The following is a 19,115-nucleotide window of genomic DNA, read 5'->3' on the forward strand; positions in this document are numbered from 1 at the left end:
GGCCCCGGGCATCGAGAGCACTTCGGACGGGGAAGATGCCGTTCCCGGGCGCGAAAGCCGTCGGCTGGCTCCCCTGCGACACGTCTCTCCGCGCAGGCAAGCGGACGCGTGGCCGAGGTGCCGGCATCCGGAGGCGTTCGCCGAGGGAGCACTGCCGCAGTCCGGCGGCCACGGCAGACGTGCGGCCGACACACTGGAACCACCGACGGCGTCGCCCGAGCCGGGCCTGCGCGCCCCGGGAATGGTGAAGCGGTCGGCGGAGGAGAACTGTGCGGCTCTGGATGAGCAGACGCCGATCGTACCGACCGCCGATACGGCCGGCCCGGATGCCCGGTTCTGTGGTGCGCACGTCCCTGCGGCGGCCGGATGCCGGGGGCGTACAACACGGGGGCCTTGCGAGGCGGGCTCGCCGGGCGCCGCGGAGGACCCAGGGACCCAGTTGTGGTCGAAGCCGCCGCCGGCGAGGGCCAGTTGCGCATCCGTGTGGGTCGGGGGGTCGGAGAGCAGCCGGTGCCGGCGAAGGTCGAACGGGCTGTCACCGACCGAGCGGTGAGGGCCGCCGGGGATCGGATCGACGTCTACGGGGTGCAGAGGGGCCCCTACCGGGAGGAGGTGGGACAGAACGTTGCCGCGTCCCTCTCCTGCGAGGTTCCAGTAGGCGTGGTGGGTGAGGCTGACGATCGTCGGCGCGTCGGCGACCGCCCGGTACGACAGGGTCAGGTTGTCATCCCGGTCCAGCGTGTAGGTAACGCGGACGTTCAGGGCACCGGGGAATCCCCGGTCGCCGTCGGGCCTGTGCAGGAACAGGCGGACACCGGTGCGGTGCGCGAAGTGGACGGGTTCGCACCGCCGCACGCGCTGGTCGAACCCGTCGGGATCGCCGTGCAGATGTGCCCGTTCTCCTGAGTGGCAAGCCGGTGGGTGACGCCGTCGACGACGAGACGGGCGCCGCGCGCGTGGACCTCCGCGCGAGCCCGGCCGGGGAAGCCGAACCGCCACCGCTCCCCCGTTCCTTCCTCGGCCATGCGGAAGGGACGGCCCGTCCGCGGACAGGCGGCAGTCTGTCTGGGCTCTCGAACGCGGCGGCACGGGCTGATGGGCGCAGGAGCCGGCAGTCAGTCGACGGCAGGGCGGCGTCCGCTCATCAGACGTTGCAGCACGATGAACACGAGCAGCAGGGCGCCGATGACGATCCGGGTCCACCAGGAGCTGAGCGTGCCCTGGAAGTTGACGACCGTCTGGATCAAGCCGAGGACGAGCACGCCGAGGGCGGTACCCAGGACGAAGCCGGAACCTCCGGTCAGCAGCGTGCCGCCGATCACGGTGGCGGCGATCGCGTCGAGTTCCATGCCCATGGCGTGGAGGGCGTAGCCGGAGAGCATGTAGAAGGTCAGCAGCAGGCCGCCGAGTGCGGAGCACAGGCCGCTGACGGCGTATACGGCGATCTTGGTGGAGCCCACCGGTAGACCCATCAGGCGTGCGGAAGACTCATTGCCGCCCAGCGCGTACACGTTGCGGCCGAAGCGTGTGTGGTGCAGTACGACGAAGGCGATCACCAGCACGGCCAGGGCGATGACCACCGGGATCGAGATGAACAGTCCCCCCGGGCCGTACAGCCGGGTCTGCGCGATTCCCGCCGCGGCGGGGTCGCTGATCGTGATGGATTCGGTACTGATCGTGTAGCAGAACCCGCGGGCGAGGAACATGCCGGCCAGGGTGACGATGAACGGCTGGATCTCGAAGGTGTGGATGATCCAGCCCATGAGCGTCCCGCTCGCGGCGCCGACCAGCAGGACCAGTGGAACGACGGTGGCCAGGGGCCAGCCGTGCGACTCGACCAGCCAGGCGGTGAGCGTGGTCGACAGGGCCACCATGGAGCCGACGGACAGATCGATGCCGCCGGTGAGGATGACGAAGGTTGCCCCGACCGCGACGACCAGGAGGAATCCGTTGTCGATCAGCAGGTTCAGCACGACTTGCGCGGAGAGGAAGCCCTCGTAGCGCACCGATCCGGCGCTGAACATGACGACCAGCAGGACGGCGGTGACGATCAGCGGGATACGGGTGCGGGTGCGCGGGGACACGGTCGCGAAGGGGCGGGTGAGTTGCGCGGCGGCGCTCGCGATGCCGGTACTCATGCGCGTGCCTCCTGCTGCTGCGGGGCGGCGCCCGCCGTGGTGTGGGATCGGGGAGTGGTTGTCCTGCGGCGGCGCAGGAGCTTGGCCCGGAAGACCGGGGACTGCACGAGGCAGACGACGATGACGACGACGGCCTTGAAGACGAGGGTGGTCTCGGGTGGGACGCCGAGGGTGTAGACGGTGGTGGACAGGGTCTGGATGATCAGGGCTCCCAGGACGGCGCCGCCGAGGGAGAAGCGTCCTCCGGTCAGGGCGGTGCCGCCGACGACGACGGCGAGGATCGCGTCGAGTTCGATCCACAGGCCGGCGTTGTTGCCGTCGGCGCTGGAGACGTTGGAGCTGATCATCAGCCCGGCGACGGCGGCGCACAGCGCGCTGAAGACGTAGACCAGGGCGAGCAGACCGCCGGCGCGGATGCCGACCAGGCGGCTGGCGGCGGGGTTGCCGCCTACGGACTCGATCAGCATGCCGAGTGCGCTGCGACGGGTGGTGAAGGCGGTGAGCGCAACGAGCGCGGCTGCCAACAGGACGGCGAACGGGAAGGTCAGCCAGTAGCCGCCTCCGATCATCTTGTAGGGGGCGCTGGTCACCGTGATGATCTGGCCGTCGGTGATGAGCTGGGCGACGCCGCGGCCCGCGACCATGAGGATCAAGGTGGCCACGATGGGCTGCACCCCCAGCCCGGACACCAGGAAGCCGTTGGCGAGGCCCAGCACGAGGGCGACGCCGAGCGCGAGGGCGACGGCCGTGAGCATGGTGGCGGCGCTGCCGGGATGTGCGGCGGTGGAGATGTGCCCACAGGCGAGGGCACCGGCGATGGCGACGGTGGAACCCACCGAGAGGTCGATGCCGCGGGTGGCGATGACGAGGGTCATGCCGAGCGCCACCAGGGTGAGGGGCGCGCCGAACTGGAGGATGTCGATGAGGCTGCCGTAGAGGTGGCCGTCGCGTACGCGGACGGAGAAGAAGTCGTGGTGGAACGCGAGGTTGCCGAGGAGCAGGGCGAGCAGGGCGAGCGTGGGCCACAGCAGGCGGTGGCCGGCCAGTCGTCTCCCGATTCCGCCGACCGTCTTGGACTGGGCAGGCTGGGGGGTCATGAGTCCGCTCCGGTGGCGATGGTGGTGAGTATGCGTTCGGGCGTGACGCTGTCGTCGTTCGTGAGGGTGGCCACCATGCGGTGGTCGCGGAGCACGGCGATGTGGTGGCTCAGGCGCAGGACCTCTTCGATTTCCGCCGAGATGAACAGCACGGCGGTGCCTTCCCTCGCCAGGCGGGCCACGAGTTTCTGGATCTCCGCCTTGGCCCCGATGTCGATGCCCCGGGTGGGTTCGTCGAGGATCAGGAGCCGGGGTGCGGTCAGCAGCCAACGCGCGAGGAGGACTTTCTGCTGGTTGCCTCCGCTGAGGTGGCGTACCTGCGCTTCGGGATCGGCGGGGCGGATGTCCAGGGCTTCGATCCAGTGCCGTGCCAGTTCGTCCTGTTTCGCACGGGCCAGCGGCCTGGTCCAGCCGCGGGCGGCCTGCAGAGCGAGGATGATGTTCTCGCGGACCGTGAGCTCGCCCACCAGTCCTTCGGACTTGCGGTTCTCGGAGCAGAATGCGATGCCTCGGGCGATGGCGTGGCGGGGGGTGCGCAGGAGTACCTTCTTGCCCTCGATGCTCACTTCTCCGGCGTCCGCGCTGTCCGCGCCGAACAGGAGGCGCGCCACCTCGGTGCGGCCTGAGCCCAGGAGGCCGGCCAGTCCGATGACCTCGCCGGCATGGATGTCGAGGTCGTACGGTTCGATCGAGCCCGTGCGGGTCAGTTGTCGTGCCTGGAGGAACGGCTCGCTGGTCTCCCGTTCGGCCGCTTCCTCATGGGCACGGTGGGACAGCTGGTCGAGGGTGGCCAGTTCTCCGCCGATCATGCGCTGTACCAGCGTCACCGGAGTGAGTTCACCGATGGGGTACTCGCCTTCCAGGTGGCCATTGCGCAGGATGGTGACGCGGTCGCAGAGATCGAATACCTGGTCGAGGAAGTGCGTGACGAACAGGATGGCCACACCGCGGTCCCGCAGGCGCCGCACGAGGGTGAAGAGCTGGGCGACCTCTTCGCGATCCAGGCTGGAGGTGGGTTCGTCCAGCACGAGCACCTTCGCCGAGACGTCCACCGCCCGGACGATGGCGACCAGCTGCTGCACCGCCAGGGAGTGCGAACCGAGCAGACTGGTGACGTCCAGGTCGAGGTCCAGTTCCGTCAGCAGCTCTGCCGCCCGCCGCCGCATCGCGGACCAGTGGATGAGACCGAACCGGCGCGGTTCGCGGCCGATGAGGATGTTCTCGGCGACCGAGATGTTCGGGCAGAGGTTGACCTCCTGGTAGACGGTGCTGATTCCGGCCTGCTGCGCCTGGAGGGGGTCTGCGAACGTGTGAGGCCGGCCGTCGGCGAGGATGGTGCCGCCGTCGGCGGGGTGGACACCGGTGAGCACCTTGATCATGGTGGACTTCCCGGCGCCGTTCTCGCCCATCAGGGCGTGCACCTCACCGGGGAAGAGTCGCAGGGCGACTCCGTCGAGGGCGAGCACACCCGGGAACTGCTTGCGGATGTCCTGGGCTTCCAGGACCGGCCGCGGGCCGCCGTCGTCCGTCGGCCGCGGGGTGGACGGGGATGCCATCCGCCTTCCTCTCATGGGTCGGGTGGTGGAGCGGACTCCGGACGGTGAAGGAGGCACCGAGGCCGGGCCTCCTCCGGCACCGGAACGTGCTGTGTCAGTAGTTCCGGGACGGCAGCGCGGCCGCGGCCTTGTCCTGCGGGAAGACACCCTCCGCGGTCTCGACACGAGTCGGCACGCTCTCCCCTGCCACGACCTTCTTGGCCAGGTCCATCAGCTGGTCACCGAGCAGCGGGTTGCACTCCACCACGACGTTGATCTTGCCCTCGGTCATCGCGACGAAGGCGTCCTTGATTCCGTCCACCGAGATCACCTTGATGTCCGTCCCGGGCTTCTTGCCGGACTCCTCGATGGCCTGGATGGCGCCGAGGGCCATGTCGTCGTTGTGGGCGTAGAGGACGTCGATGTCCTTCTGGGACTTCAGGAACGCCTGCATGACCTCCTTGCCCTTGGCGCGGGTGAAGTCGCCCGACTGCGAGGCAACGATCTTGAACTTGCTGTCGGCGCGGATGACGTCGGCGAAGCCGGCCTTGCGGTCGTTGGCGGGTGCGGAGCCCGTGGTGCCCTGGAGCTCGACGATGTTGACCGGGCCCTGCTCGTTCGCGTACGCGCCGGTCAGCCACTCGCCCGCGGACTTGCCCTCCTTGACGAAGTCGGAGCCCAGGAAGCTCTTGTAGAGGGAGGTGTCCTTGGTGTCCACGGCGCGGTCGGTGAGGATGACCGGGATGCCCGCGTCCTTGGCCTCCTTCAGCACCGTGTCCCAACCGGACTCCACGACCGGCGAGAAGGCGATGACGTCGACCTTCTGCTGGATGAAGGTGCGGATCGCCTTGATCTGGTTCTCCTGCTTCTGCTGCGCGTCGGAGAACTTGAGGGTGATCCCGGCCTTCTTCGCCGCCTCCTGGACGGACTTGGTGTTGGCGGTACGCCAACCGCTCTCGGCTCCGACCTGGGCGAAGCCCATCGTGATCGTGCCGTCGGAGCCTCCCTTGGCTCCCGAGGAGGAGCCGGAGGCGGGGCCCTCGGTCGAGCAAGCGGTCAACGCCGAGGAGGCGAGAAGGGCGGCGGTGAGGACGAGAGCTGCTCTGCGAGCCATGTCGAGTGTCCTTTCAGGGTGTACGGAAAGAGGCGCCGCACGGCTGGGGCCGGGCTTTGCCCACTAGGAGTCCCAGGAGTGCCGCGCCGCACGACAGCCGCCGCGGCCGGGTCGGGGCAGAATCGGAGTCGGAGTCGGAGTCGGAGTCGGAGTCGGCAGGAGAGGGACCCCTTCAGAAGGGGGCACCGCCGCATTGTGAGCGCTAACAAGCCAGGTTCTCAACCCCCCTGCGCGAGTTACCTGTCCGTTACCGTGCCGGGTGGGCAGCGAGGTGGACTCCGTCTTTTCGCGACGCCACCGACCCCACCACCCGGATGGACTCGCAACCCGCGCCGCATCGACGGCAGACCGAACCCGGGCCGACGTATGCCCCACACAGACCTCTTGCCTATCGACATTGTTAGCGTTCACACTGCGTGGGACCACCCGTCCGACCGCCAGGATCGCGGGCGGCAACTCCGCCTGCCGGGCCGCCTGCCGCCCCACGGCTCCTTCGAAAGGCACTCTGTTGACGTCACCCCCACCCCTCGCGCCCACCCCGTATTCCGAGGAAACGGAGCAGTACACGGTCGGCATCGACTTCGGCACGCTGTCGGGCCGCGTCGTGGTGGTGCGGGTTCGCGACGGTCAGGAGCTGGCCGCGGCGGTCCACACCTACCGGCACGGCGTCATCGACCGGCACCTGCCGCACGGCGGTACGCAACTGCCTCCGGACTGGGCCCTGCAACACCCCCAGGACTGGCGGGACGTACTGCGCCGCGCCGTCCCGGAGGCCGTGGCGGCGGCCGGGGTCGATCCTGCCGCGGTGATCGGCATCGCCACCGACTTCACCGCGTGCACCGTCCTGCCCACGCTGGCCGACGGGACTCCCCTCGCCGAGACGGAGCTCGCCGGACGGCCGCACGCGTGGCCCAAGCTGTGGAAGCACCACGCGGCCCAGTCGCATGCCGACCGCATCAACGAACTCGCCCACGCCCGCGGGGAGAAATGGATCGCCCGCTACGGCGGCCGGATCTCCGCCGAGTGGCAGTTCGCTAAGGCCCTCCAGGTCTTGGAGGAGGATCCGCTCGTCTACGAAAACTGCGCGCGGTGGATCGAGGCCGCCGACTGGATCGTATGGCAGCTCACCGGAACCGAGTCCCGCAACGCCTGCACCGCCGGATACAAGGGCATCCACCAGGACGGCGCCTACCCGAGCGAGGAGTACCTGGCCGCGCTGAACCCCCGGTTCGCCGACTTCGCACGCACCCGCCTCGAATTCCCCCTCTCTGCGCTGGGCTCACGAGTGGGCTCGCTCAGTACCGAGGCAGCAGCTTGGACAGGGCTGCGCCCCGGCATCGCCGTGGCCGCGGGCAACGTCGACGCCCACGTCACCGCAGCGGCGGCCCAGACCGTCGAGGACGGTCAACTCCTCGCCATCATGGGCACCTCCACCTGCCACGTCGTGAACGCTCCCGTCCTCGCCGATGTCCCCGGCATCTGCGGTGTCGTGGGCGGTGGGATCGTCGAGGGAACCTACGGCTACGAGGCCGGCCAGAGCGCGGTCGGCGACATCTTCGCCTGGGTACTGGACCAAGGCGTCCCGTCGGAGTACCTCGCCGAGGCCGCCGACCGCGGCGAGGACCTGCACACCCTGCTGACCCGGAAAGCCGCCCGACAGCCGGTCGGCGGCCACGGACTGGTCGCCCTCGACTGGCTGAACGGCAACCGTTCGGTCCTCGTCGACCACCACCTCTCCGGAGTCATCGCGGGTCTCACCCTCGCGACCCGCCCCGAGGACGTCTACCGCGCACTGCTCGAAGCCACCGCGTTCGGCACCCGCGTCATCGTGGAGGCCCTGGAGACGGGCGGCGTACCGGTGCACGAGTTCATCGTCGCCGGCGGACTGGCCAAGAACGAACTGCTGATGCAGATCTACTCCGACGTGCTGCGCCGGCCCGTCTCCCTCGCCGGGTCCGACCAGGGCCCCGCCCTCGGGTCGGCCATTCACGCCGCCGTAGCCGCCGGCGCGCACACCGACGTGCGAACGGCCACCGCCGCCATGGGCCGCCGGCGGCCTGCCGTCTACACGCCCGACGCCTCCCGAGCCGACGCCTACGACGCCCTCTTCGCCGAGTTCCGGCTCCTGCACGACCACTTCGGCACCGGCGGCCTGTTGCACCGCCTGAGGAACATCCGCGACACGGCCCACACCGCGGGCTGACCCCGCCCCCGCTGTTCGTTCCCGCTTCCCCACCCGCCCGCCGCCCTCACCACCGTTGCGGGACGTCACCTTCAGGAGTCCATGTGCCCAGGCAAACATCCCCCGCCCAGGAAATCTGGTTCCTCACCGGCAGCCAAGGCCTGTACGGGGAGGAGACGCTGAAGCAGGTCGCCGACCAGTCGCGGCAGATCGCCACCGCGCTGGCCGACGCCTCCGGCATCCCCGCGCGCGTGGCGTGGAAGCCGGTACTGACCGACTCCGACGCCATCCGCCGGGTGTGCCTCGACGCCAACGCCGACGACCGGTGCATCGGGCTCATCGCCTGGATGCACACCTTCTCGCCGGCCAAGATGTGGATCGCCGGACTGGACGCGCTGCGCAAGCCGTTGCTGCATCTCCACACCCAGTCGAACGTGGCCTTGCCCTGGGACACCATCGACATGGACTTCATGAACCTCAACCAAGCCGCTCACGGCGACCGCGAGTTCGGGCACATCCAGGCCCGTCTCGGCGTACCCCGCAAGACCGTGGCCGGCCACGTCACCGATCCGGTGACGACCGCACGCATCGCGATCTGGGCGCGGGCGGCCGCCGCACGTTCCGAACTGGCCACCCTCAAGGTCGCCCGCTTCGGCGACAACATGCGCGACGTGGCCGTCACCGAGGGCGACAAGGTCGAGGCCCAGCTACGCATTGGCGTCTCCGTCAACACCTATGGCGTCAACGACCTGGTGGAGGTCGTCGACAGCGCGGACGAGACCGAGGTGACTTCCCTCGTCAAGGAGTATGAGGACCTGTACCACCTGACGCCGGAACTGCGACCGGGAGGCGAACGGCACGACTCGCTGCGTTACGCGGCCCGCATCGAAGCCGGCCTGCGCATCTTCCTCGAAACGGGCGGCTTCGGGGCCTTCACCACCAACTTCGAGGACCTGGGCGGACTGCGCCAGCTGCCCGGCCTCGCGGTTCAGCGGCTCATGGCCCAGGGCCACGGCTTCGGAGGAGAGGGCGACTGGAAGACCGCCGTCCTGCTGCGCGCCCTCAAGGTAGCCGCCACCGGCCTCCCGGGCGGCACCTCCTTCATGGAGGACTACACCTACGACCTGACAGCGGGCAACCAGCTCATCCTCGGCGCACACATGCTGGAAGTCTGTCCCACCATCGCGGCCGCCAGGCCCAGCTGCGAGATCCACCCCCTCGGCATCGGCGGGCGGGAGGACCCGGTGCGCCTGGTGTTCGACGCCGCCCCCGGCCCGGCCGTGGTGGTCGGCCTCGCCGACCTCGGCGACCGCTTCCGCCTGATCGCCAACGACATCGACGTGGTGGCACCCCCTCACCCGCTGCCCGCCCTGCCCGTTGCCCGCGCGGTCTGGCGGCCCCACCCCGACCTGCGGACCTCTACCGAATCCTGGCTGACCGCCGGAGGACCGCACCACACCGTTCTCAGCACCGCCCTCACCTCCGACCACCTCGACGACCTGGCGGAAATGCTCCGCCTGGAACTGGCCCTCATCGACGGGACCACCACCCCGAAGCAGTTCCGGCGCGATCTCCGCTGGAACCAGGCGTACTACCGGCTGGCACAGGGACTGTGAACCAGTTGAAGCCCAGGCCGGCCCGCCCAGCCGGGCGGGCTCTGATCACTTGCGGCACTCGGTCCAGTACGGACCATGACCGGAGCGCGCACCAGACGGAGCGGCCCTAGGCTGGAAGCAGCCGCCGGAAACCGGTCCTGGCGAGCACCGCTGTCCGGACGGAGGCGTGGCGCGTGGAGATGGCTGCCGAGCAGCGTTGCGTGCCTTGGCTACCTGCTGGACATGGCCGGCGTACGGGCCGGCGCCGACTGCCACGATGGTCGTCCCGGTCCCGTAGCGCGTGCGCAGTTTCTGGAGGAAGTCGCCGTAGGCGCTGCGGTAGCCGGCCGCGAGGCTGTCGGGCGTCCACGGCTCCCCGGGGTTGACGGCGGTCGAGAAGTCGTTGGTGCCGAGGTTGACCACCACGAGCTGAGGGCGCCTCGACCACGCCGCAGATGCCAGGGACGTCCGCGAGGGCGGCGCCGTTGACGACGTGGCGGGTGGAGGTGCCCATGAGGGCGAGGAGTTGGCCGTTCTCGACGGCCCGGGCGGCCGGTGCGGACACGTGCGCGTCGACGTTGCCGACGGCCACCGCGATGCCCGCGGGCAGCCCCGTCCACTCCGCCGCCCGGGCGGTGGGCGAGCCGGCCCGGGAGCCGAGCGCGGCGAGGGGGTGCTCCAGCCGGGTGCGGGCGAAGTCGGCGACCCCAGGGTGCAGAGCACCGAGGTGCTCCTCGCTCGGGTAACCGCCGTCCTGGAAGATGCCCCCGTATCCGGCCGTGCAGGCGTTGCGGCTCTCGACGCCGGTGAGCTGCCAGGCGATCCAGTCGGCTGCCTCTATCCACCGCGCGCACGCGGCATGGACACCCGGATCCTCCTCCAGGACCTGGAGCGCCTTGGCGTACTGCCACTCGGCGGAGCTCCTTCCGCCGTAGCGGGAGATCCACTTCTCTCCGCGTGCGTGCGCGAGGGCGTTGATGCGATGGCGATGCCGATGACGTGGGCGGGATCGACACCGGAGACGGCGAGCGCGGCGGGAACGACGGTGCGCAGTACCTCGCGCCAGTCCTCGGGGTGCTCCAGGGCCCAGTCAGGCGGCAGCGGGCGCCCGGTGCCGGGTAACTCGCGCTCGATGACGGCGTGCGGGTACTCGTGGACGACCGTCGCGAGCTCCTGTCCGTCATCCACGCGGGCCACCACGGCACGACCGGAGGGGGTGCCGAAGTCGACGCCGACGACGTACCGGTCCGAGCCCCGGACGGCAGGGATCAAGGTCACTTTCTCATCCTTCGCACCGGAGACCGGCATTGCTTCCCGCCGAGCTGAAGGGGACGTCTTTCGTGATGCCAAATTGTTAGCGATAACAATCCGCCTCCAAGGGAACGTCGGTATCCTCGACCGAGTGCGGCCGACGCGGCGGAGAGCATGGGCTGCCGGGGCGGTCAGCCCCGGGTCCGACGGTGCCGGCTCAACGGCGGGTGGCGGGACCCGCGCTGCGACGCAGCACCATCTCGGGCGGGATCCGCACGTGGGTGCGGGTGTGGGCGACGCCCTCCAGCTCCTCGACGAGCAGTTCCAGGGCCCGGCGGCCGAGCTCGCCGAAGTCCTGCCGCACCGTGGCCAGGGGCGGGGTGAAGTAGGCGGCCTCGGGAATGTCGTCGAAGCCGACCACGCTGATGTCGCCCGGGATCGAGCGGCCGGCCTCGTGCAGGGCGCGCAGCAGGCCGAGCGCCATGTGATCGTTGGCACAGAAGACGGCGGTGACGTCGTCCAGTTCGGCGATCCGCAAGCCCGCCTGGTAGCCGGCGCGCGCACTCCAGTCGCCGGGCTCGACACGCGGCACGGGGGCTCCGGCAGCGTCCAGCGCGCCGCGCCAGCCCTCCTGGCGGTCCTGGCTCTCCATCCAGCCGGCCGGGCCGGCCAGGTGGTGCACGGTACGGTGGCCCAGATCGAGCAGGTGCCTGGTGGCCGCTTCGGCGCCGGACCGGTTGTCCACCGAGACCATGGGAACCCGCGACTGGCTGCCTGGTCCGACCGCGACGACCGGCACGGAGCTGGAGAGCCTGGCCACCGCACTGACGGCGGAGATCTGGGGCGCGATCACGACCACGCCTTCCACGCCCTGGTCGCGCAGTCGGTCGACAGCCTCCTGAACCGAACGGCCGTCCAGGGAGTGCAGACTCGTTACGCTGACGAAGTACCCCGCACTGCGCGCAGCCTGCTCGATGCCGTGCAGCATCGAGGCGGGACCGTACAGGGTCGATTCGAAGCTGACCACGCCGAGGGTTTGCGAGCGGCGGGTGACCAGGGCGCGGGCAGCGGAGTTGGGCCGGTAGTCCAGCTCACGGATGGCGGCGAGCACCCGCTCCCGGGTGCCGGGCCGCACGTGCGGGGCGCCGTTGAGAACCCGGGACACCGTCTGGTGGGACACGCCGGCCAATTTCGCCACGTCCGCCATCACAGGCTGGCGCCGCTCGGTCCCGGCACTGTCGTTTCCCACGTGCACTTCCCTCCTCGACTCCGGGCTACGGTACGCCACCGACCGCCGACGAAGGCTGCGCGGGCGTGCACGGAGGCAAGCCCGTGCGGCGCAGGGCCACCAGCCCGTGGGCACGGACGCCGCGGCCCGCAGCCGGCCACTCCGAGAGTTGCCCACCGCCCAGCCCGCGGGCCAGGACAGAGTGGCTGATCGCCTGTGCCGCTGTAACCCAATGGTGATCCGAACAGACCCTTGACGACACAGTTGTGAGCGTTAACACTCAGGTATCGCCAGGCCGGAGCCGCTGCATCCCCGACTTCACGCAGCGCGAGTAAACGGCTCCCGCCCGGCCCCGCTCGACCGCTTCCGGTCGCCCAGCCGGGTCGCACCGTGCCGGTCGCGGAACATCACTGGAGGAACTGTGCGGAAGCTTTCAGCGGGCCTTGCCACCGTGGGTCTCACGCTGTCGCTGGCAGCCTGCGGCCAGAGCGCCAACGGAGCGGGCGACGGCGGGGACGGCGGGGACGCCAAAGGGGGCCTCATCGGCATCGCGATGCCGACCAAGTCGTCGGAGCGCTGGATCAACGACGGCACCAACATGGTCAAGGAGTTCCAGGCCAAGGGTTACAAGACCGACCTCCAGTACGGCGACAACGTCGTGGAGAACCAGGTCTCCCAGGTGGAGAACATGATCACCAAGGGGGCCAAACTGCTGGTGATCGCCCCCATCGACGGTTCCTCGCTCACCAACGTGCTGCAGAAGGCCGCCGACGCCCACGTAGCCGTCATCTCCTACGACCGGCTGATCCGCGGCACCGGGAACGTCGACTACTACGCAACCTTCGACAACTACAAGGTCGGCTTCCTCCAGGGCAAGTACATCGTCGACAAGCTCGATCTCAAGGGCGGCAAGGGCCCCTTCAACATCGAGCTGTTCGCCGGCTCACCGGACGACAACAACGCCACCTTCTTCTACAACGGTGCGATGAGCGTCCTCAAGCCGTACGTCGACGACAAGAAGCTGGTCGTGCAGAGCGGCCAAACCTCCTTCAACCAGATCGCCACACTGCGCTGGGACGGCGGTCTCGCCCAGTCCCGGATGGACAACCTGCTGAGCAAGTCGTACACCGCCGCCCGCGTCGACGCCGTGCTCTCGCCGTACGACGGCATCTCGATCGGCATCATCTCGTCACTCAAGGGCGTCGGCTACGGCACCGGTCAGTCACTGCCCGTCGTCACGGGCCAGGACGCCGAGCTGGCGTCGGTGAAGTCGATCATCGCGGGCGAGCAGACCCAGAGCGTCTACAAGGACACCCGCCAACTGGCCAAGGCCGCAGTCCAGATGGGCGACGCGCTGCTGACCGGAGGCAAGCCCGAGGTCAACGACACCGGCCAGTACGACAACGGCGTCAAGACCGTACCGGCGCAGCTGCTCCAGCCGGTCAGCGTCGACAAGGAGAACTACCAGAAGGTCCTGGTGGACGGCGGCCAGTACACCGCGGACCAGCTCAAGTAGCCCACGGGGCCCGACCGACGGGTCCGGCGACACCGAACCGGCGGTGCGACGCCCGGGAGACCGCCCGGCACCGCACCGCCCCGACGATACGGATGCACAACCATGGCCCGACCCGTTCTCGAGATGCGGTCGATCAGCAAGACGTTCCCCGGCGTCAGGGCGCTCTCCGAGGTCAACCTGACCGTCGCCGCCGGGGAGGTGCACGCCATCTGCGGTGAGAACGGCGCCGGCAAGTCCACCTTGATGAAGGTGCTCAGCGGGGTCTACCCGGCCGGTGGTTATGAAGGCGAGATCTACTTCGAAGGCGAGCCCTGCCGGTTCAAGGACATCAGGGCCAGCGAGCAGCGCGGCATCGTCATCATCCACCAAGAGCTCGCGCTGGTCCCCTACCTGTCCATCGCCGAGAACATCTTCCTCGGCAACGAACACGCCACCCGGGGCGTCATCAGCTGGCACCGGACGCTGACCCACGCCGCCGCACTGACCCGGCAGGTCGGACTCGACGAGAGCCCGCACACCAGGATCGCCGATCTCGGCGTCGGCAAACAGCAGTTGGTCGAGATCGCCAAGGCACTCGCCAAGAAGGTCAAGCTGCTCATCCTGGACGAGCCGACGGCCGCCCTGAACGACGAGGACAGCCGCAAGCTGCTCGACCTGATCCTCGAACTCAAGGCGCAGGGCATCGCGTGCATCCTCATCTCGCACAAGCTGAACGAGATCGCCCGGGTCGCCGATGCCGTCACCATCCTGCGTGACGGCCGGACCATCGAGACCATCGCGATCGGTTCCGAGGGCATCTCCGAGGAGCGGATCATCCGCGGCATGGTCGGCCGCGACCTGGAACACCGCTACCCCGAGCGCGTCCCGGCGACCGGCGAGGTGGCCTTCGAGATCGAGGACTGGAGCGTCCGGCACCCGATCGACCACCGGCGGAGGGTGGTCGACGGCGCCTCGCTGAACGTCCGTCGAGGCGAGATCGTCGGCATCGCCGGCCTCATGGGCGCCGGCCGCACCGAACTGGCCATGAGCGTCTTCGGCCGCTCGTACGGACAGTGGACCGGGGGCCGCGTGCGGCTGCACGGCCGGGAGATCCGTACCCGGACGGTGCCCGAGGCGATCGGGCACGGCATCGCGTACGTGACCGAGGACCGCAAGCAGCTCGGCCTCAACCTCAACGACGACATCAGCCGGAACATCTCGCTGAGCTCCCTCGGCAAGGTCGCCCGGCGAGGCTGGGTCAACCGGCACGAGGAGGCCCGGATAGCCGAATCGTTCCGGCGGACCATGAACATCAAGGCCCCCTCGGTGTTCGCGGAGACCGGCAAGCTCAGCGGCGGCAACCAGCAGAAGGTCGTCCTCAGCAAGTGGATCTTCGCCGAACCGGAGGTGCTGATCCTCGACGAACCCACCCGGGGCATCGACATCGGCGCCAAGGCGGAGATCTACACCGTCATCGCCGAACTCGCCGCCCAAGGCAAGACGGTACTCGTCATCTCCTCCGAACTCCCCGAACTCCTGGGCCTGTGCGACCGGATCTACACCATGGCCGAAGGCCGGATCACCGGTGAGGTGACCCGCGCGGACGCCACCCAGGAATCCCTCATGCGGCTCATGACCATGAGCGCGGCATACCCCGACAAGCAGGTGTGAGGCATGGCCCAGACCGAGACCACCCCAGACACCACGCCCAGCACCCCGGAAACCGGCCAACGATCGTCGGCCGGTGCCGTACTGACCCGAGCGCTGCGCGGCAACCTGCGCCAGTACGGGATGCTGGTCGCGCTGGCGCTGATCGTGCTGCTCTTCCAGTTCTGGACGGACGGCATCCTGCTCCAGCCGCTCAACATCACCAATCTGATACAGCAGAACGGCTACATCCTCATCCTGGCCATCGGAATGATGATCGTCATCATCGCCGGGCACATCGACCTGTCGGTCGGGTCGCTCGCCGCCTTCGTCGGAGCGGCCGCGGCGGTGATGATGGTCGAGCACAGGGTGCCGTGGCCCGTGGCGCTGGCGGCCGCGCTGCTGATCGGGGCTGTCGCCGGAGCCTGGCAGGGGTTCTGGATCGCCTATCTCGGGATCCCCTCGTTCATCGTCACGCTGGCCGGCATGCTGCTGTTCCGCGGTGGGACCCAGATCCTCCTGCAGGGCCAGTCGGTGGCGCCGTTCCCCAAGGGCTTCCAGAACATCAGCAGCGGCTTCCTCCCCGCGGTCGGCCCCCACACCGACTACCACAACCTCACCCTGCTGCTGGGCCTCTCGGTGTTGGCCGTAGCGATCCTGCAGGAGGTGCGCGGACGGCGGCGGGCCGCCTCGTACGGGCTGGAACCGCTCCCGGCCGGGCTGTTCCTGGTGAAGCTCGGCGCGATCACCGCGGCCGTGGCGGCCTTCACGCTGCTGCTGGCCAGCTATCACGGGGTGCCCGTCGTTCTGCTGATCCTCGGCGTCCTGCTGGTCGGCTTCGGATACGTGATGCGCAACTCGATCCTCGGCCGGCACACCTACGCCATCGGCGGCAACGAGGCGGCGGCGAGGCTGTCCGGGGTCAAGAGCAAGCGGGTCGTCTTCCTGGCCTTCGTGAACATGGGCGTCCTCGCGGCCCTGGCCGGGCTGGTCTTCGCCGCGCGACTCAACGCCGGTACGCCGCAGGCCGGCATCAACTTCGAGCTGGAGGCGATCGCCGCCGCCTTCATCGGCGGCGCGTCCGCGAGCGGCGGTGTGGGAACCGTCCTCGGTGCGCTCACCGGCGGTCTGGTGCTGGGCGTGCTGAACAACGGCATGTCGCTGGTCGGCGTGGGTACCGACTACCAGCAGGTGATCAAGGGCCTGGTATTGCTCGCGGCTGTCGGCTTCGACGTCTACAACAAGCGCAAGGTCGGAGCCTGACCTTGCCCCTCCCCGGCTCGGCGGCACCGCCCGCACGAGGAGGGGTGCCTCGCCTACCTGGGGTCCGCCTCCCGCGGCTCCGCTCGCGCGTCGACGATCCGCTCGAAGAAGAACTCGTGCTTGAGGAAGGAGACGTCGTACTCATGACCCGGGTAAGGCGGGATCAACTGAGCGGCCTGGATCAGCCGCCAGCCCGCCCGGAGCGCCGCCACCCCCGACTCGTACGGCGGCTCGTCCCTGTCGCCCGTGGTGGGCGAGGTGCAGCCCGTGCCGTCGTACAGCGACCAGCCCACGACATGGGAGTCCAGCGCCGAGGTGGCCGAATACAACACCAGCACCTGCTGACGCAGCACCGGCGCGGCACCTTCCGCCCGCTCGGGGATCGCTTCGATGGTCATGCCTGTGCCTCCTTAGGGCGATTGGAGACCCTGGTCACCCAGTGGTCGAGGTCGAAGTCGTCGTCGCCGGTCAGCGCCCGCCACAGCAGGATGCGGTTGTACCGCTCCAGCCGGCCGGTCGCCATCTCGTACCACGGGAACATCGTGTCCAGCTCTGCGGCCACCTGCGGGTCGTCGAGATCCGAGGTGTTCCACAGGCGCTGTTGACGCACCCAGGGATTGAAGCGGATCTTGAACATGTAGCGCATCGCGTCGCTGTCGTTGCGTCGGCCCGCATGCCAGAGCCCGTGGTGCAGAAACACCACCGTCCCGGCCGGGCAGACCAGCCGGTCCTGGCCGCGCAGGTTCTGGTAGCGGCCGGTGTCGGACTCGTTGATCCGCCGGAGGTGGCTGCCTGGCACACTGAGTGTTCCACCCATCTCCAGCGTCACCGCCGTCGGAAAGTACATCAACTGCACGTCGAAGGCGTCCGGCCGGACGTCGAGGATGGCGTCCCCGTGCAGCGGCTGCGCGTCGCCGCCGTGGGGCTCGCGGGTTGCACGAAGTGGTGGTCCACCCACGGCTCCGGGCCCACGAGGCTGTGCAGGGCCCCTGCCACCTGCGGGAGCTCCAGCAGCCCGCGGACGAAGGATCCTTCCGCATAGGCCTCGGACAGCGGCGTCCCGTACCGCACCGGCGGCACCCCGTCGACCAGTACCGCCAAGCCCTCGGCGTTCATTTCCGCCGGGACCACCCCGTCCAGCCGCAGCGACCCGCGCGCCACGAACCGCGCCATCTGCACCGAATCGAGCAGTTCTTGCCTGTTCTCCATGGCGGCCACGCTAGGTCCGGGGGCCGCGCCCCGCGTGGGCCACGTTCACCCTCCACTGGTCGATTCTCACCACGACGCCCGGGACGCGTATTGAGGGCTGCGACCCTGGAGCGGGCTTGCGGACACCGTGGTAGAACACGTGACCCATGCACACGTCCCTCGCCCACCTTGCCTTGACGAGCCTCCGGCTCTCGCCGCCGTCGGCATCGGCGTGCACGGTCTCCGCGCGGCATCCGTGCCGCCCGGCCCGTTTCCCCGCACTCCCCCGCCATGCCCCAGCCGTAGCCGGGGCGCCGACCGTGTGCCGCGCCCGGTTCCCGGTGGGAATCGGCGGCAACCTTTTCGCATTCGGCGGCAACCAAGCAGTGCACCTCGACTCGAATCTTCGAACGGACGGACATGCAGACTGCACGGCAGGCCGCGCGCCAGCGCAGGCGTAGGCACAGGCTGATATGGGGAACGGCGGTGATGCTGACCGCCGCGGGCGTCCTCGTCTGCCTGGTGACGGCGATGCTCCCCGGCCCCAAGGCCGAGGCCGCGGCCGACGTGGCCGCCCCCGCCGCCACCCAGGTGGGAGCCACGTCCCCGGCCCCGATGAGCCCCGCGCCCCCGACCGAGAGCTCGCGTGCCGCGGAAACCCCGACCGCGGCCGCCAGTACGACCACCGCGGCGGCACAGCCCTCGGCGAAGGCAACCCCACAGACGGCATCCAGCACCACCACGGCACCGTCGGCAGGACGCATCCAGCCCGGGACCACCTACAAGGGCGTCGCCACCGCCTACGCTGCCGACGACGGAAACGGCGCCTGCCTGTTCGGCCCGAGCGACCTCATGATCGCGGCGATGAACACCACCGACTACGAGTCGTCCAGGGCGTGCGGAGCGTACGTGCGCGTACGCGCCGCGAACGGCGCCTCGATCACGGTCCGGATCACCAACGAATGCCCACTGCCCTGCGCCCCCGGACAACTGGACCTCAGCGAACAGGCCTTCGCGAAACTGGCCGATCCCAAGGTCGGCCGTATCCCGATCACCTGGAATCTGCTGAGCCCCCAGACGCCCAGTACGATCTCCATCCGGTACAAGACCGGGTCCAGCCCCCACTGGTGCGGCATCCAGGTGATCGACCACCGGAATCCGGTCGCACGGCTGGAGGTACGCACCGCCAAGGGCTGGCAGAGACTGCCTCGTACCGACTACAACTACTTCCTCTCCGCCGACGGCAGCGGGTGCGGCGGCGCGATACGGATCACCGACATCTACGGAGAGCAGCTGACGGTCGACGGGACCGCACTGCTGCCGAACGTCGCACAACCGACCCGGGTCCAGTTTGCTCCGCACTGAAACCGCACTGCGGCTGG

The 19,115-nt window shown here is 69.3% G+C and carries 13 protein-coding genes and 3 pseudogenes; 6 read left to right on the forward strand and 10 right to left on the reverse strand.

What is annotated here, in order from left to right; genetic code table 11:
* Positions 1–489 precede the first annotated feature (489 nt).
* From OG429_RS41305 to OG429_RS00800, 5 genes and pseudogenes are all read right to left on the reverse strand, one after another.
* Positions 490–1,203, reverse strand: a pseudogene (locus tag OG429_RS41305) (aldose epimerase family protein); the annotation flags it as partial.
* Positions 1,116–2,138 carry a galactofuranose ABC transporter, permease protein YjfF gene (gene yjfF / locus OG429_RS00785; protein ID WP_328923330.1) on the reverse strand — a complete coding sequence of 341 codons (1,023 nt, stop codon included), beginning with the start codon at positions 2,136–2,138 and terminating at the stop codon, positions 1,116–1,118. The gene yjfF and the pseudogene OG429_RS41305, both read right to left, overlap by 88 nt.
* On the reverse strand, positions 2,135–3,235 hold the full coding sequence (locus tag OG429_RS00790; protein ID WP_328923331.1) for an ABC transporter permease: 1,101 nt from the start codon (positions 3,233–3,235) through the stop codon (positions 2,135–2,137). The genes yjfF and OG429_RS00790 overlap by 4 nt, the downstream gene beginning before the upstream one ends.
* Positions 3,232–4,791 (reverse strand): sugar ABC transporter ATP-binding protein, encoded by a 1,560-nt coding sequence (locus OG429_RS00795; protein WP_328923332.1) that lies wholly within the window; start codon positions 4,789–4,791, stop codon positions 3,232–3,234. The genes OG429_RS00790 and OG429_RS00795 overlap by 4 nt, the downstream gene beginning before the upstream one ends.
* A 94-nt stretch (positions 4,792–4,885) precedes the next feature.
* Positions 4,886–5,884, reverse strand: a complete 999-nt coding sequence (locus tag OG429_RS00800) for an ABC transporter substrate-binding protein (RefSeq protein WP_328923333.1) — start codon at positions 5,882–5,884, stop codon at positions 4,886–4,888.
* 508 nt (positions 5,885–6,392) lie between these two features.
* Here OG429_RS00800 and araB point away from each other — a divergent pair.
* Both araB and araA read left to right on the forward strand, forming a co-directional pair.
* On the forward strand, positions 6,393–8,087 hold the full coding sequence (araB, locus tag OG429_RS00805) for a ribulokinase (RefSeq protein ID WP_328923334.1): 1,695 nt from the start codon (positions 6,393–6,395) through the stop codon (positions 8,085–8,087).
* An 83-nt stretch (positions 8,088–8,170) separates the two neighbouring features.
* A complete protein-coding gene (gene araA / locus OG429_RS00810; RefSeq protein WP_328923335.1) occupies positions 8,171–9,682 on the forward strand; it encodes an L-arabinose isomerase in 1,512 nt (503 codons plus the stop codon).
* 45 nt (positions 9,683–9,727) lie between these two features.
* Here the strand turns inward: araA and OG429_RS41310 are convergent, their stop codons facing one another.
* The 3 genes and pseudogenes from OG429_RS41310 to OG429_RS00825 form a co-directional block, all read right to left on the reverse strand.
* Positions 9,728–10,087, reverse strand: coding sequence for a hypothetical protein (locus OG429_RS41310; protein ID WP_443051325.1), 360 nt, complete (start codon positions 10,085–10,087; stop codon positions 9,728–9,730).
* A pseudogene (locus OG429_RS00820) lies at positions 10,083–10,969 on the reverse strand (ribulokinase); the annotation flags it as partial. The pseudogene OG429_RS00820 and the gene OG429_RS41310, both read right to left, overlap by 5 nt.
* 160 nt (positions 10,970–11,129) lie before the next feature.
* Positions 11,130–12,119: a LacI family DNA-binding transcriptional regulator gene (locus tag OG429_RS00825; RefSeq protein WP_405681483.1), complete on the reverse strand. Its 990-nt coding sequence runs from the start codon at positions 12,117–12,119 to the stop codon at positions 11,130–11,132.
* Positions 12,120–12,561: 442 nt separating this feature from the next.
* On the opposite strand from OG429_RS00825, the gene chvE reads away from it, so the two are divergent.
* The 3 genes from chvE (at position 12,562) to mmsB (ending at position 16,545) form a co-directional block, all read left to right on the forward strand.
* A complete protein-coding gene (gene chvE / locus OG429_RS00830; RefSeq protein ID WP_328923337.1) occupies positions 12,562–13,656 on the forward strand; it encodes a multiple monosaccharide ABC transporter substrate-binding protein in 1,095 nt (364 codons plus the stop codon).
* 102 nt (positions 13,657–13,758) lie between these two features.
* Positions 13,759–15,306, forward strand: coding sequence for a multiple monosaccharide ABC transporter ATP-binding protein (mmsA, locus tag OG429_RS00835; protein ID WP_328923338.1), 1,548 nt, complete (start codon positions 13,759–13,761; stop codon positions 15,304–15,306).
* A 3-nt stretch (positions 15,307–15,309) separates the two neighbouring features.
* Positions 15,310–16,545 carry a multiple monosaccharide ABC transporter permease gene (gene mmsB / locus OG429_RS00840; protein ID WP_328923339.1) on the forward strand — a complete coding sequence of 412 codons (1,236 nt, stop codon included), beginning with the start codon at positions 15,310–15,312 and terminating at the stop codon, positions 16,543–16,545.
* A 53-nt stretch (positions 16,546–16,598) separates the two neighbouring features.
* Here the strand turns inward: mmsB and OG429_RS00845 are convergent, their stop codons facing one another.
* The gene (locus OG429_RS00845; RefSeq protein ID WP_328923340.1) at positions 16,599–16,943 is read right to left on the reverse strand and encodes a hypothetical protein; all 345 of its coding nucleotides are present in this window, start codon (positions 16,941–16,943) and stop codon (positions 16,599–16,601) included.
* Positions 16,940–17,718, reverse strand: a pseudogene (locus OG429_RS00850) (phytanoyl-CoA dioxygenase family protein). Before OG429_RS00850 ends, OG429_RS00845 begins: the two are co-directional and overlap by 4 nt.
* A gap of 435 nt (positions 17,719–18,153) precedes the next feature.
* Here OG429_RS00850 and OG429_RS00855 point away from each other — a divergent pair.
* Positions 18,154–19,098 (forward strand): expansin EXLX1 family cellulose-binding protein, encoded by a 945-nt coding sequence (locus OG429_RS00855; RefSeq protein WP_405680690.1) that lies wholly within the window; start codon positions 18,154–18,156, stop codon positions 19,096–19,098.
* Positions 19,099–19,115 lie beyond the last annotated feature (17 nt).

The sequence above is a fragment of the Streptomyces sp. NBC_00190 genome (genome assembly GCF_036203305.1).
GTDB lineage: Bacteria > Actinomycetota > Actinomycetes > Streptomycetales > Streptomycetaceae > Streptomyces.

Excerpts from the sequence above, each read along its gene's own strand:
- yjfF (WP_328923330.1), bottom strand. The coding sequence starts at position 2,138 with ATGAGTACCGGCATCGCGAGCGCCGCCGCGCAACTCACCCGCCCCTTC.
- OG429_RS00790 (WP_328923331.1), bottom strand. The coding sequence starts at position 3,235 with ATGACCCCCCAGCCTGCCCAGTCCAAGACGGTCGGCGGAATCGGGAGA.
- OG429_RS00795 (WP_328923332.1), bottom strand. The coding sequence starts at position 4,791 with ATGGCATCCCCGTCCACCCCGCGGCCGACGGACGACGGCGGCCCGCGG.
- OG429_RS00800 (WP_328923333.1), bottom strand. The coding sequence starts at position 5,884 with ATGGCTCGCAGAGCAGCTCTCGTCCTCACCGCCGCCCTTCTCGCCTCC.
- OG429_RS00825 (WP_405681483.1), bottom strand. The coding sequence starts at position 12,119 with ATGGCGGACGTGGCGAAATTGGCCGGCGTGTCCCACCAGACGGTGTCC.
- mmsA (WP_328923338.1), top strand. The coding sequence starts at position 13,759 with ATGGCCCGACCCGTTCTCGAGATGCGGTCGATCAGCAAGACGTTCCCC.
- mmsB (WP_328923339.1), top strand. The coding sequence starts at position 15,310 with ATGGCCCAGACCGAGACCACCCCAGACACCACGCCCAGCACCCCGGAA.
- OG429_RS00845 (WP_328923340.1), bottom strand. The coding sequence starts at position 16,943 with ATGACCATCGAAGCGATCCCCGAGCGGGCGGAAGGTGCCGCGCCGGTG.
- OG429_RS00855 (WP_405680690.1), top strand. The coding sequence starts at position 18,154 with ATGCAGACTGCACGGCAGGCCGCGCGCCAGCGCAGGCGTAGGCACAGG.